12 protein-coding genes are annotated in these 14371 nt (G+C 55.6%); 5 read left to right on the top strand and 7 right to left on the bottom strand.

What is annotated here, in order from left to right; translation table 11 throughout:
• Nucleotides 1–17: 17 nt before the first annotated feature.
• The 4 genes from OYT1_RS00365 to OYT1_RS00350 all read right to left on the bottom strand — a co-directional run bounded on the left by OYT1_RS00365 (nt 18) and on the right by OYT1_RS00350 (nt 5940).
• Nucleotides 18–3221, bottom strand: a complete 3204-nt coding sequence (locus tag OYT1_RS00365) for an efflux RND transporter permease subunit (RefSeq protein ID WP_062627211.1) — start codon at nt 3219–3221, stop codon at nt 18–20.
• Between the two features lie 12 nt (nt 3222–3233).
• Nucleotides 3234–4502: an NAD(P)/FAD-dependent oxidoreductase gene (locus tag OYT1_RS00360; protein ID WP_062627212.1), complete on the bottom strand. Its 1269-nt coding sequence runs from the start codon at nt 4500–4502 to the stop codon at nt 3234–3236.
• Nucleotides 4503–4535: 33 nt separating this feature from the next.
• Nucleotides 4536–5570 carry an efflux RND transporter periplasmic adaptor subunit gene (locus OYT1_RS00355; RefSeq protein WP_062627356.1) on the bottom strand — a complete coding sequence of 345 codons (1035 nt, stop codon included), beginning with the start codon at nt 5568–5570 and terminating at the stop codon, nt 4536–4538.
• Nucleotides 5571–5637: 67 nt separating this feature from the next.
• The gene (locus OYT1_RS00350) at nt 5638–5940 is read right to left on the bottom strand and encodes an ArsR/SmtB family transcription factor (protein WP_062627213.1); all 303 of its coding nucleotides are present in this window, start codon (nt 5938–5940) and stop codon (nt 5638–5640) included.
• Nucleotides 5941–6094: 154 nt separating this feature from the next.
• Here OYT1_RS00350 and gpmI point away from each other — a divergent pair, with 154 nt between their 5' ends.
• The 5 genes from gpmI to OYT1_RS00325 are packed head-to-tail and all read left to right on the top strand — an operon-like array spanning nt 6095 to nt 11432.
• Entirely contained in the window at nt 6095–7633 is a 1539-nt protein-coding gene (gpmI, locus tag OYT1_RS00345) for a 2,3-bisphosphoglycerate-independent phosphoglycerate mutase (RefSeq protein WP_062627214.1), read from the top strand.
• A complete protein-coding gene (locus tag OYT1_RS00340) occupies nt 7630–8832 on the top strand; it encodes a murein hydrolase activator EnvC family protein (RefSeq protein ID WP_232013200.1) in 1203 nt (400 codons plus the stop codon). Before gpmI ends, OYT1_RS00340 begins: the two co-directional genes overlap by 4 nt.
• Nucleotides 8833–8847: 15 nt before the next feature.
• Nucleotides 8848–10251, top strand: a complete 1404-nt coding sequence (locus OYT1_RS00335) for a S41 family peptidase (protein WP_062627215.1) — start codon at nt 8848–8850, stop codon at nt 10249–10251.
• A 9-nt stretch (nt 10252–10260) separates the two neighbouring features.
• Complete coding sequence (locus OYT1_RS00330) at nt 10261–10665, top strand: hypothetical protein (protein ID WP_062627216.1); 405 nt, start codon at nt 10261–10263, stop codon at nt 10663–10665.
• 11 nt (nt 10666–10676) lie between these two features.
• Nucleotides 10677–11432: a HesA/MoeB/ThiF family protein gene (locus tag OYT1_RS00325; RefSeq protein WP_062627217.1), complete on the top strand. Its 756-nt coding sequence runs from the start codon at nt 10677–10679 to the stop codon at nt 11430–11432.
• A 20-nt stretch (nt 11433–11452) separates the two neighbouring features.
• Here OYT1_RS00325 and ntrC read toward each other — a convergent pair whose 3' ends face one another.
• From ntrC to OYT1_RS00310, 3 genes are read right to left on the bottom strand one after another with little or no spacing between them, the layout of a single operon-like run.
• Nucleotides 11453–12862 carry a nitrogen regulation protein NR(I) gene (ntrC, locus tag OYT1_RS00320; protein WP_062627218.1) on the bottom strand — a complete coding sequence of 470 codons (1410 nt, stop codon included), beginning with the start codon at nt 12860–12862 and terminating at the stop codon, nt 11453–11455.
• Nucleotides 12863–12871: 9 nt separating this feature from the next.
• Nucleotides 12872–13921, bottom strand: a complete 1050-nt coding sequence (gene glnL, locus OYT1_RS00315; protein WP_062627219.1) for a nitrogen regulation protein NR(II) — start codon at nt 13919–13921, stop codon at nt 12872–12874.
• A 36-nt stretch (nt 13922–13957) separates the two neighbouring features.
• A complete protein-coding gene (locus OYT1_RS00310) occupies nt 13958–14335 on the bottom strand; it encodes a DUF4124 domain-containing protein (RefSeq protein ID WP_084612037.1) in 378 nt (125 codons plus the stop codon).
• Between the last annotated feature and the right edge of the window lie 36 nt (nt 14336–14371).

The raw sequence follows: 14371 nt of genomic DNA, 5'->3' as shown, positions 1-14371 counted from the left end.
TCTCCTAGGAATGGATTTTACTGAAACTTTTTGTATAGGGTGGCGTAATACAACACAGGGATCACCACCAGCGTCAGCACGGTGGAAACCAAGATGCCAAAGATCAAGGCCAAGGCGAGGCCATTGAAGATCGGATCGTCGAGGATGAACATCGCACCCAACATCGCGGCCAAGCCCGTCAGTACGATGGGTTTGGAGCGTGCCGCCGCCGCCGTGATGACCGCTTGTTGCAAGGCGACTCCTTGGCTGAGCTGGAGGTTGATGAAATCCACCAGCAGGATGGAGTTACGCACGATGATGCCGGCCAGCGCAATCATGCCGATCATGGATGTTGCGGTGAACTGCGAGCCGAACAGCGCGTGTCCCGGCATCACTCCGATGATGGTGAGCGGGATCGGCGCCATGATGATGAGCGGCACAACATAGCTCTTGAACTGCGCCACCACCAGCAGATAGATCAGGATCAGCCCGACACCATAGGCGATGCCCATGTCGCGGAAAGTCTCAAAGGTGACCTGCCATTCGCCATCCCACTTCAGCGCGTAGCTGGCATAGGGATCGACCGGTTGCTTGAAGAAGTAGGGTGCCAGCGTGCCCCCTTGCTCCAGCGGCATATCGGCGACCTTGCCATTGATGCCGAACATCCCGTACAGCGGGCTGTCCAGCTTGCCCGCCATATCGCCCGTCACATACACCACGGGCAGCAAATCCTTGTGATAGATCGGGTAATCACGCTCGACCTGCTCGACCTGCACCACCTCGGAAAGCGGTACCAGCACACCATCGCGGGCGCGTACTTTAAGTTTGAGCACGTCGTCGATACGGCTGCGGCGCTCGGATGGCAAGCCCAAACGTAGTGGCGGGGCGTATTTGGACGACTCCTCGTGTAAGGCGGTCACATCCTGCCCAGCCAGCGCCACTTGAACGACATCGGCGATGTCACGCGGAGCCACGCCCAGCAGCGCAGCCTTGCTTTGCAGCACATGCAGCACTAACTTGGGTGCAACCTCGGTGACGCTATCGTCGATGCCAACGATGTCGGCGGTCTTGGAAAACTGCTCATGCACCTTGCCCGCCACCTTGCGCGCACCCTGATAGTCTGGGCCATATATCTCAGCCACGATGGGCGACATCACCGGCGGACCTGGCGGCACCTCGACGACCTTGACCTTTGCGCCCCATTTCTTGGCTATCGCCTCAATCGGCTCACGCACCGAGGTGGCGATCTGGTGGCTACTACGACTGCGGTTATGCTTATCTTGCAAGTTGACCTGAATATCGCCTTGCTCCGAAGCGTCACGCAGGTAGTATTGACGCACTAGGCCGTTGAAATTGATTGGCGATGCCGCCCCAGCGTAAGCCTCGAAATCAGTCACTTCGGGCACGGTCGCGAGATAAGCTCCAATCTCGTGCATCACGCCAGAAGTCTGTTCCAGCGCCGTACCGCTAGGCATGTCCACCACCACTTGGAACTCGGATTTGTTGTCGAACGGCAGCATCTTCAGCACCACCAGCTTAACTAAAGCCAACGACACCGCTATCAACAATCCGGCCAAGATGCCCAGCCACAATTTGCGCCGCGCAGCTTTGCCCTGTTCGCCATTCAAGAACGGCGTCAAGCGAGTACGGAAGAAGCGCGTGAGGCCGGTTTCGGTCGTCTCCTTAGCCGCGGCGTGATGATGTGCTCCAGTCAACTTGAGCGCTAACCAAGGCGTCACGATGAATGCAATCGCCAGCGAGATCAGCATGCCCATACTGGCATTGATCGGGATCGGGCTCATGTACGGCCCCATCAATCCGCTGACGAATGCCATCGGCAGCAGCGCCGCGATTACGGTGAAGGTGGCAAGGATAGTCGGGCTGCCGACTTCATCCACCGCATCGGGAATGATCTCGGACAGTGGTAAGTTCGGCTCCAACTCGCGGCGGCGATGAATGTTTTCCACCACCACGATAGCATCGTCCACCAAAATGCCGATGGAGAAAATCAGCGCGAACAGTGATACGCGGTTGAGCGTAAAGCCATATGCCCAAGACGCGAACAGAGTCACTGCCAAGGTTAGCAACACAGCCACGCCAACGATGATCGCCTCACGCCGCCCCAAGGCGAACCACACCAGCGCGACCACTGCCGCCGTAGCGAAGATCAGCTTCTTAATCAGCTTCATCGCCTTGTCGTTAGCGGTTTCACCGTAGTTACGCGTGATCGTCACTTGTACATCCGAGGGAACCACGCTGCCCTTGAGTTGCTCGACGCGTTGCAACAGCGCATTGGCGATCTCGACTGCGTTCTCGCCTGGCTTTTTGGTCACCGCAACCGTGACCGCCGAGAATTCCCCCTTGGCTTCCAGCCCCTTATCGCCTGCCGCCGCCCCTGAACCCAACCACACATAGCTGGACGGCTGATCCGCACCATCCTGAATCTCGGCCACATCGCGCAGATAGACCGGCTTGCCTTCCGTCACACCTACGACCAGCTGTCCAACTTCGCTGGCGTTGCTCAAGAAGTTGCCGGTCTGTACTAACACTTCGCGATTGTTCTGCACCAGCGTACCTGCATCTTCCGACACATTGGCTGCTTGTAGCACTCCGCGAATCTCTTGCACTGTGAGCTGGTGTGCATTGAGCGACTCGGGATTGAGTTGCACTCGCACCATGCGCTGCGTTGCACCCAGCGTCGTGACTTCGCGGGTTCCTTTGATCCGCTTCAGCTCAGTCTCCATCGCATGAGCGACCTGAGTCAGGGCTAAGCCACCCCCTGCTTCTTGCTCTCGCCACAGCGTGAGCGCAAGCACCGGCACATCGTCGATGCCTTTAGCTTTGATGATGGGCTGTGCCACTCCGAGTGTTGGCGGCAGCCAATCACCGTGGGAAAGAATGACATCATAGAGCTTGACCAGCGAGGGCACGTGCTGCTCGCCGACCTTGAATTGAACTGTCAGCACCGACATGCCGGGCTGAGAAACTGAATACACATGATCCACGCCGGCGATCTGCGACAACACTTGCTCGGCGGGGGTAGAAACGGTGCGCGCCACATCCTGCGCAGACGCACCTGGGTAGGCAATCAGGACATTCGCCATCGTCACATTGATCTGTGGCTCTTCCTCTCGCGGTGTTACCAATACCGCGAAGATTCCAAGCAGCGCCGCCACTAAAGCCAGCAGCGGCGTCATCTGTGAATGTAAGAATGCCCTTGCGATACGTCCTGATATACCCATGTTTTCCTTAACTTACTTCAGCTTGTCAATCCCCATGGCCTTGAGGATGAGTTTTTCATAAATCGGCTCGGACTTGCCAGTCTTCATCTTGCGAATGAAGTACTTCTCGAACGCGATCTTGGCCAGATGCACCCACTTACCGGACGAGAACCAATCCACGTTACGCGGTGGGATTTGCGGTAGTGCCACAAATGCCACGCCCGTATCACCGAAGTCAGCCAGACAGACCGCGTTCCAAGTCGCCTTGTCAGTCGGAGGATTGCCGGTCAACTCGGAATGGATGTTGTGCGCAGTTGCCGTAACCATGGATTCGATCATGTAGCCGGTTTTGGGTACGCCAACAGCCACGGGCGTTCCTCCCATCGGCGGGATCGCGATACACACACCCACCGAGTAGATGTTCTTGTACTTAGGATTGCGCTGATGCTCGTCCACGATAGTGAAGCCGCGAGGATTGGCCAAGCCCTCAATCCCGAACACAGCATCCACGCCCTTGAAAGCTGGCAGCATCATCGCAAAATTGTGCGGCAACACATGCTCTTTCTTGACTTCACCTTTTTCGTCCACTTCGGTGACATACATCTTGTCAGCGTCAACCTTGGTGACTTTAGCGTTGCATATCCAGTTGATGCTGCGCTCACGCAACGCTGACTCCAGCAAACCTTTGGAGTCACCCACGCCACCCAAACCGAGGTGGCCGATGTATGGCTCAGCGGTCACAAAAGTCATCGGCACCTTGTCGCGAATCTTGCGACGACGCAGATCGGTGTCCATGATGAAAGCAAACTCATAGGCTGGGCCATAGCAGGATGCGCCTTGTACTGCACCGACCACAATGGAACCCGGCTGCTTGCAGAATGTCTCCCAACTCTTCGCTGCGCTGACAGCATGATCCACATGGCAAATCGAGTGGGTGTGACCATTCGGCCCGAGCCCTTCCACTTCATCAAAAGCTAGCTTCGGGCCAGTGGCGATAATCAGGTAATCGTAATTCACCGTTTCGCCATTCATCAGTTCAATCTGATTTTTCTCGGGATGGACGCGTTTAGCTCCCGCCGAGATGAAGTCGATGCCCTTGCGCTCCAAGTAGGGACGGATCGGGAAGGCAATATCGTCGCGGACGCGCCAATTGACGGCGACCCAAGGATTGGACGGTACGAAATGGAAACTCTCCGAGTTGGAGATCACGGTTACTCTGTCGCCCTTGCGGATCTTTTCCTGCATTTCATACGCCATTGGCATCCCGCCTATGCCTGCGCCCAACACCACGATATGTGCCATGCTTGCTCTCCCTGTTAAATAGTTAAATGATTCCTACTTTTTTTGTTGCACTCCCATACCTGCCTTGACCGGATCGAGCGCAACCTTCTCGCCCGGATTCAAGCCTGCCATTACCTCTACTTCATTCTGCCCGGCGGACTCACCTAGGCGCACTTGGCGCAAGCGCACCCCACCTTTTTTGTCCACGACATAGACTGCCACCACTTCGCTGCGACGTAACACGGCACTCACCGGAACCAGTATCTTGCTGGCCTTGCCCGTGACGAAATGCGCACGTACGAACATGCCGGGATAAACACCGGCCTCGTTAGCAGGCAAGGTCACGCGCACTTGGGTACTGTGAGTGCGCGCATCCGCTACCGGTTGCACCGTCACCGAGGCCGCCGTTACCCAACGATTCAACGCTGGCAACTCCAGCTGTACTTGAGGTTGAGTACCAACACTGCGCACCACTTGTTCTGGCACGTTGACCACTGCACGCAATTGGCTCGGGTCGAAGCCCGTCATCAATGGCTTGCCCACCGTGACCAACTCACCCACCTCCACCATGCGCGCAGCCACCACGCCAGCATAAGGCGCGACCACCGAGGAGTAGCCGCGCGTCAAAGCCGATTGACCCGCACCCGCATCGCTGGCCGCCGCTTGCGCCAACGCCAACTTATAGTCCGCCTGAGCCTTGTCTAGTGCAGCCTGACTGATGAACTTCTGCTCGAACAACTGACGCGAACGCTCATAGTTTGCTTTTGCGTTGGTCAGCGCCGCTTGCGATTGCATAACTTGAGCTTGACTTCCTGCCAATGCCTGCGCTGCTTCGCGTTCGTCGATACGAACGATCACTTGCCCTTTATGCACCGTGTCGCCGACATCAAACGAGACCTCTTTAACTCGCCCAGAAATCTGCGCAGATACGGTGGATTGGCGTACCGCTTCGATCACGCCCTCGGCTTTATAGCTTTGCGCCACCTCGCGCAGCACCACAGTCGCCGTAGCCAAAGGCTCGGCGGCACATACTTCCGTTGCTGCAAAGATTCCGAATCCAATCAGTCCGCCAGCTGCAAGTCGCTTCATCCAGCCCACCTGAAAATAATAGTTGAGCATATTAGTATATGCTAATATATTTGGCAAATCAAACACGTTACTGGGTACAGAACACTTCGCGCATCATGCTGACTAGCTTCAAGGTGCGTAAATCACCGATGCGGTAATAGACGCGATTCGCATCCTTGCGAGTACACAGCACCCCTTTGTCGCGCAGGATGGCTAAATGCTGGGAAATGTTGCTTTGCGAAGTGCCTACGTTATCCACAATGTCTTGCACGCTGACCTCCTCCTCGCCGAGAACGCAGAGAATCTTCAGTCGCAAAGGATGGGCGATGGATTTGATGGCCAAAGAGGCCTGTTCGATGTCTTCGTCACGATCAATCAACGAGTTTGCCATGCGTGCCGTTATCCTGATAAGGCCGTCGAGAATTGCGACGACTTAAGTTAAAATACCCGAGTTGGGGAATCGGGGAACTTGCGACCGACTGCCACACTCCACCGCACTGTCCGCAAGTCTTTAAGTAAGTCCTTATATTCTGATACAACATGCCATGAAAGTCACTCCTGTTCTATTAGTTATCCTTGATGGCTTCGGCTATCGCGAAGATCACGATTTCAACGCCATCGCCAGCGCGCGCAAGCCAAACTGGGATCGGCTGTGGGCGAAGTATCCGCACACGCTGATCCACACGTCCGAAATGTCGGTCGGCCTGCCTGACGGACAAATGGGAAATTCCGAGGTCGGCCACCTCAACATCGGTGCAGGTCGTGTGGTATATCAAGAACTTACCCGAGTGGATGTCGCCATTCAGGATGGCAGTTTCAATACCAATTCCGCTTTCACTCAAGCGATTACCCAAGTCAAGCAAAGCGGCAAAGCTTTGCACATCTTGGGTTTGCTGTCCTCTGGTGGAGTTCACAGTCATGAGAACCACATTTACGCCATGCTGGAGCTGGCCAAGCAATCTGGCTTGAGTAATGTCTATGTTCACGCCTTTCTGGATGGACGCGACACCCCGCCACGCTCGGCCGCCACTTCGCTGGAACACTTGCAAGCCAAATGCGATGAGCTTGGCGTTGGTCGCATTGCCTCGCTCGTCGGTCGCTATTTCGCCATGGATAGGGACAATCGTTGGGAACGCGTGCAATCTGCCTATGACTTACTGACTGAAGGTCGCGCCGACTTTGTCGCGCCCGATGCCGCCACCGCACTCGCCGACGCATATGCTCGTAGTGAGAATGATGAGTTCGTGAAAGCCACCGCGATCGTGCCTGCCGGAGCCGCACCGATCCGCATGGAGGATGGTGATGCCGTCATCTTCATGAACTTCCGCGCTGACCGCGCACGCCAGCTCACGCATGCGCTAACCGACGGTAGCTTCGATGGCTTCGCACGTAGCAGTTTTCCCAAGCTTTCCAGTTTCGTGACCTTGAGCAATTACGGCGAAGATGTTCACGCGGTGGCAGCGTTCGCGCCGGAAGCCATCCGCAACGGTATCGGCGAATACCTGTCGAGTCTTGGCTTGAAGCAGTTGCGCATCGCCGAGACTGAGAAGTACGCCCATGTCACCTACTTCATGAGCGGTGGCCATGAGCAACCCTACCCCGGCGAAGACCGTATTTTGGTGCCTTCACCGAAAGTAGCGACTTACGACCTGAAGCCAGACATGAGTGCCTTCGAGGTCACCGACAAGCTAGTGGCGGCCATCCAGAGCGGAAGCTATCAGGCCATCATCTGCAACTATGCCAACGGTGATATGGTGGGCCACAGCGGCGACATGGAGGCAGCCGTCAAGGCCGTCGAGACGTTGGATGTGTGCATCGGACGCGTAGTCGAGGCGATGCAGGCGGCAGGTGGTGAAACCATCATCACCGCCGATCATGGCAATGTAGAACAGATGATCGACCGCAATACCCAGCAGGCTCATACCGCACATACGCTGAATACTGTGCCCTTCCTTTACGTGGGTCGCCCAGCCAAACTGGCGGATACCGGTGCGCTAAAGGATATCGCCCCTTCCTTGCTCGCCATGATGGGGTTGCCGCAACCTGTCGAAATGACGGGGCACTCGCTCATCCAGTTCCAGTGAGATTTCGCCTGCGTCTGCTGCTCTGCTTTTGCCTACTGGCAAGTGTTCCTGCCAGCGCCGGGAATCCTCGACAGGAAGAGTTGGAGCAGTTACGCGAGCGTATCCGCTCTATGCAGCAGGCGCTGGAAAAGACCACTGAATCAAAATCCGAGGCCGCCGACTCTTTGCGTGAATCGGAACTTGCTATCAGCAACAGCAACCGTGCGTTGGCCGAGCTTTCCGATCAGAAGCACGCAAGCAACCTAGAGCTTCAACAGCTTGATGGCCAGTCGGCACAAATAGGCAAGGACATGGAAGGCCAGCAAGCATTGTTGGGCAAGCTGATGTATCAACAATACGTCGGCGGTCAGCACGAATACTTGCGTCTCTTATTCAATGGCCGCGACCCTAACCAGATCGCCCGCGACCTGCGTTACTACGAATATATCGCCCGCGACCGCGCTGCTTGGCTGGATAAACTGCGAGCTAATCTTGCGCAGCTGGCGAACGTGACTGAACGAACGCGCGACAAACGCGCCCAGATTGTCGCTCTGCAACAAGAAGAACAGGCACAGAAAACCAAGTTGGAAAAAGACAAGAAGGCTCGCCAAAAGACACTTCTCGATATTGCTCAGCAGCTCAAGCAGCAGCGGCGCGAGATCCAACGTATGCAGCAGAATGAGAATCGCCTGTCCAAATTGATGGAACAGCTTTCCAAATTACGTGCCAAACCTCGTAGCAAGGAGCGAGCCCCAGTCGCGGCTAAGCAGACTCCGGTGGCACGGAACGAGAAATTACCGGACAGCCGCCATGATGGCAGCTCTTTTGCCCAACTGCGTGGAAAGCTGGCGCTACCAGTGAAGGGTGCGATCAGCAATCAGTTCGGCGCCACGCGCCCCGATAGCACCATGCAATGGAAGGGACTATTTTTGCGCGCCACCGCTGGTCAGCCCGTGAAGTCGGTAGCTGCAGGGCAGGTCGTTTATGCCGACTGGCTGCGGGGCTTTGGCAATCTGCTGATCGTTGATCACGGCGATGGTTACATGAGTTTGTACGGCAACAATGAAACGCTGTACAAACAAGTCGGTGATGAGCTTCGCGGCGGTGACACTGTCGCTACCGTTGGCAACAGCGGCGGAAATGAGACTTCCGGTTTATACTTCGAGCTACGCCATGAGGGCAAACCGTTCGATCCGATGAAATGGGTGAGCGGCAAGTAATTACAGGACAAACAGATGCGCAATCGAATCGAGAAATTTGGCCTAATCGGTATTGGACTGATCGCAGGCGTGGCGCTTAGCCTGCATTTTTCAGCCAGCGCTGAAAAAGACGCCAACCAGCCCTTGCCGATCGAGGAGATGCGCGCATTTGCCGATGTGTTCGGCAAGATCAAGAGCGATTATGTCGAGCCAGTCAGCGACAAGAAGCTGATGACTGAAGCTATCAATGGGATGTTGAATGGCCTCGATCCGCACTCGGCTTATCTCGAAGGTGATGCCTTCAAGGAGTTGCAGATCAGCACTCAGGGTGAGTTCGGTGGCTTGGGTATCGAAGTCGGTATGGAAGATGGTCTGGTCAAGGTGATCTCCCCGATCGAAGACACCCCTGCCTACCATGCCGGCATCAAGTCTGGAGATCTCATCCTCAAACTGGACGACACGTTGGTTAAAGGGCTGACACTGAATGATGCCGTGAAGAAGATGCGCGGCAAGCCCGGCTCCAAGATCACACTGACGGTGCTTCGCAAGAGCGAGCCGAAACCACTCACCATCGTCATCACCCGCGCAGTCATCAAGACGCAGAGTGTTAAATCCAAGTTGATCGAGCCTGGTTACGGCTTCGTGCGCGTCACCCAGTTCCAAGAGCACACCGGCGAGAATCTAGCCAAGGCCATTGAAGCGCTTTACAAACAGAGCAATGGCGAGATGCATGGCCTCGTGCTCGACCTGCGCAATGATCCGGGTGGACTACTGAATGGTGCCGTTGGTGTAGCCGCTGCCTTCTTGCCCAAAGATACGCTAGTGGTCTATACAGAAGGCCGCACCGAAGATGCCAAGATGAACCTGACCACCGCACCCGAAAACTATCTGCGTGGCGACAAGGATGACTATCTGAAGAACTTGCCGGCATCGGTCAAAAGTGTGCCGATGGTCGTACTGGTGAATGGCGGATCGGCCTCAGCCTCCGAAATCGTGGCGGGCGCATTACAAGATCACAAGCGCGCACTCATCATGGGTACACAAACTTTCGGCAAAGGCTCGGTGCAAACCATTCTGCCACTGAGCAACAACTCCGCCATCAAGCTCACCACCGCGCGTTATTACACACCTAATGGCCGCTCGATTCAGGCCAAAGGCATTGTTCCCGACATCATCTCGGAAGATCCTGCGACCGCGGCTCAGGACAATGCCTTCCGACTGCGCGAGGCCGATCTATCGCACCACTTGAGTAACGATAAGCAAACAGAAGATCAGCCTGAAACCAAACCTGCTACCTCTGCCAAAGACGCACCTAAACCCAAAGAGGGTAATGCCGCCAAGCCCGAGATCGTAGAGTTCGGCGCGAAAAATGACTTCCAGTTGAATCAGGCGATGAATCTGCTGAAAGGTATGCACATCCTGCAAGGTAAGAAGCCGTAAGGTGACAAAATGATCAATCCTTTCGAGACGCAAAAAGAGCGCGAACTCTTCTTCACTGATAGCCCCGCAGGGCAGGTTGAGCGAGCTCTCGAATTACTGACGGGTTTGTATGAGTTCAAAGTGGAGCGCGGCACCCAAGCTAACAGCTTGCGCATCAACTATGACATTCAACATTACTCGCTAGAAGGGCTTGAGCACGCGCTGGTTGATGAGGGATTCCGTTTCGAGGATAACGCCTTGCGTAAACTAGGGCGCAAGCTGATCTATTACTGTGAAGACGTGCAATACCACAATCTTAAAATGCCAGAATGGCAAACAAAGACGCGCGGGCGCGAGATCTTCGTCAAAGTCTATGAGCATCACTCTCATGGCGATCACGACGAGACGCCGAAAGAATTACGCGACTTCAAGTAACACCCCACCCAGTGAATGACTCTGAATTGCTGCGCTACAGTCGGCACATCTTGTTGCCGGAAATTGGGATTGAGGGACAGGAAAGACTGCGCTCGGCGCATGCACTGATCATCGGGGCAGGCGGACTAGGCTCACCAGCTGCGCTGTTCCTCGCTGCCAGCGGCGTAGGTACGATCACCCTTTGCGACGGCGACACGGTCGATCTGACCAACCTACAGCGCCAGATCCTGCACCATACCTCCAGCGTCGGACTGAGTAAGGTCGAATCGGCTCAAGCGGCTTTAGCCGAAATCAATCCAGAAGTGAAGGTGCACACCATCGCAAAACGTGTGGACGAAGCGCATTTGGCGGAATTGGCTATCAACGCCGATGTAGTGCTGGATTGCAGTGACAACTTTGCCACTCGCTATGCCATCAATCGAGTCTGTTCGCACTTACAAAAGCCGCTGGTCTCGGGTGCCGCCATGCGCTTTGACGGCCAGATCACCGTGTTCGACCTGCGCCAACCGGACAGTCCCTGTTACCACTGTCTCTATCCCGAACACGCCGAAAGCGCCGAGACACGCTGCGCAGTCATGGGCGTATTCGCTCCCTTGGTCGGCGTGATCGGCAGCTTACAGGCCGCCGAAGCGTTGAAATTGCTGATGGCGGTAGGTAAGCCCCTCACAGGACGTTTACTAGTGATGGACATGCTGGACATGAACTGGCGCACACTCAAACTGGTACCGGATGCGCAGTGTCCAGTTTGCTTGACTCGGGGTGTTTAGCTTAACAGTTGCTGCAAACTCTAGTTTTCCGCCCCATCCACGTCCAGACCTAGCTCCTGCACTTTCCGTGTCAGTGTATTTCGTCCCATGCCCAGCAGCACGGCAGCTTCGATGCGGCGGCCGCCGGTATGCTGTAGCGCTTGGGTGATGAGGATGCTTTCAAATTGACGATTGAGCGCGTCGAGCAGATTTTGGTCACCACGTTGCAGTGCTACGGTTACCTCTTGTGCTAGTGCACCACGCCAATCAGTGTTGACACTCGCTTCCTCATCAACCTTAGTTTCGCGCCACTCGGGGGGGAGGTCAGCCACTTCGACTTGCTGTGATGGGGTCATCACAATGATCCAGTGACAGAGGTTCTCGAGTTGCCGCACGTTGCCAGGTATCTCTTGCGCCATTAGATGCTGGAGCGCAGCCTCGCTCAGTTGCTTTTGCTCCACACCGAGTTCACGAGCACTGCGTTGCAGAAAATATTTGGCCAGCAGCGGGATGTCTTCTCGGCGTTCGCGCAGTGGCGGCAGGCGCAAACGAATGACGTTGAGGCGATGAAAGAGGTCTTCACGGAATAAGCCTTGCTTGACCCGCTCGTCCAAATTTTGATGAGTAGCTGCAATGATGCGAACATTGGCCTTGATCGGTTGATGACCACCAACACGGTAATAGTTACCGTCGGACAGCACACGCAACAGCCGAGTTTGCAGCTCGGCAGGCATATCACCGATTTCATCTAAGAACAGGGTGCCCCCAGCCGCCTCTTCAAATCGCCCATGCCGCGTATTTGTGGCGCCGGTGAAAGCCCCGCGCTCATGCCCAAATAGCTCGGATTCGAGCAAGTCTTTGGGAATAGCCGCAGTATTGAGAGCAACGAACGGCTTGTTCGCGCGGGGGCTGTGGCGATGCAAGGCGCGCGCGACTAGCTCTTTACCGGTGCCCGACTCCCCGTTGATAAGCACGGTAGCATGGGTCTGTGATAGCCGCCCGATAGCACGAAAAACCTCTTGCATGGCTGGCGCTTGCCCTAGCATATCAGGCGTAACGGGCGAATCTTCGATAGCCGCCTCGCCACGCTGACTTTGCTCCATCGCGCGGCGGATCAACTCGACGGCATGGTTGATGTCGAACGGCTTGGGTAGGTATTCGAACGCGCCACCTTGAAAGGCGGAAACCGCGCTTTCCAAATCGGAATAGGCGGTCATGATGATGACGGGCAACTGCGGGAACTGATCACGCAGAGTTTGTAGCATCTCCAGTCCCGAAGTACCGGGCATCCGAATGTCACTAACCACCACTTGCGGCAAGCCGCCAGGCAGGGCTTGCAATGCTTCATTGGCTGAGACGAAACTACGGAATTCGATGCCTTCACGGGTCAGTGCTTTCTCCAGCACCCAACGGATGGAGCGGTCGTCGTCGATGATCCAAACAGGTTTCATGCTCATTCCTCAATCATGTTGCAGGGGCAGCAGTACTGTAAAGCAGGTGCGCCCCGGTTCGCTTTCCACTTCAATGTTACCTTGATGCTGGCTGACAAAATCTTGCGCCAGCGTTAGCCCAAGGCCGTGGCCGTCTGGGCGGCCGGAGACCAGCGGATAGAAAATCTTATCTCGAATGGCCTCGGGGATGCCGGGGCCGTTGTCGACGATCTGTACCATCACCGCGAGGCGGTGGCGCTTGCGCATCAGGGTCATCTGACGAGCAATGCGAGTGCGTAGCACGATATTGCCCTTGCCGTGCATCGCCTGCGCAGCGTTGCGTACGATATTGAGCATGACTTGAATGAGTTGCTCTTTGTCGCCGCGCAGATCGGGCAGGCTGGTGTCATAGTCACGCCGGATGCTCAAGCCCTCAGGAATCTCAGCCAGCACTACGCTGCGCACTCGCTCTAACACCTCGTGGATATTCAATGCACCAAAATGAGGCATCGTCTGTGGTGTCAGTAGCCGCTCCATCAAGGAGCGCAGCCGATCCGCCTCTTGAATGATGACTTGCGTGTACTCGCGCAAGCCAGGACGATCGAGTTCTTGCTCCAAGAGTTGTGCCGCACCTCGTATGCCGCCCAGTGGATTCTTGATCTCATGAGCGAGGTTGCGCAGCAATAGGCGATTGGCCTGCGTCTGATCCAACATCTGCTCTTCGCGCGCTAGTCGTAGCGGGCGGTCAATGGGATGAAACTCCAGCAGTAGCTTGTAATCTGGATCGTTCAATAAGGGTGTGATGGCGGCACGCAACTGTAGTTTTGTGTGGCCGGAGGTGCCTAGGGTAAGCTCATGTTCGATGTAACTGGCATGGTTACTCAACGCATGCTGCATCGCTCCAGCCAATTGCCCAGTTTGGGTAAAGGCATGCTGGATGGGATGGCCAATCAAATGCTTCCGGCTGACATCGAAAAGATTCTCCGCCGCTGGGTTGAGATAGGCGATGCGCGCCTGACCATCCAGCAACAGGATGGCCGTGGCAAGTTGTTCAAGTGTGGGGATCGAAGTATCAGGCATGTTGGCTATAAAGCAGATTCCATGCCACGCCGAAGGTCATTTTAGGCGAGCCAATTCAGAGTTGAGTGCTTCGATGTTCTTTTGATGCAGCACGACATCGGCCTGATTGTTAGTCTTGGCACGAGCTTCGCTCAACAGTGACAACTCGGTCGCTCGCTCTTGCTCCAATATCCGCCGCCGCATGTCATCCCGTTCGCGTTGGGTCTGCCCATCGACTCTAGGGAAGCTACTCGGTGAAACAGCTCTAGATGACTGTGTTTGCCTAGCTACTGGCGGTGCCAAATCCAGCCGTTTGGCACCTTTGCTCGGAGTGCTGGAGTAGGTAACGTGGCCACTCCCATCCACAGATTTGTAGATATCCGCCAAGGCGGAGAGGCTCAATAGCAACCCCAGACTCAAGCAAATCAATCTCATCGCACTGCCCTAAAAGAAACGACTCGAAGTATAGCA

The sequence above is a fragment of the Ferriphaselus amnicola genome (assembly GCF_000974685.2).
In the GTDB taxonomy this organism is placed as follows: domain Bacteria; phylum Pseudomonadota; class Gammaproteobacteria; order Burkholderiales; family Gallionellaceae; genus Ferriphaselus; species Ferriphaselus amnicola.
This window is presented reverse-complemented; position numbering and strand designations above follow the sequence as displayed.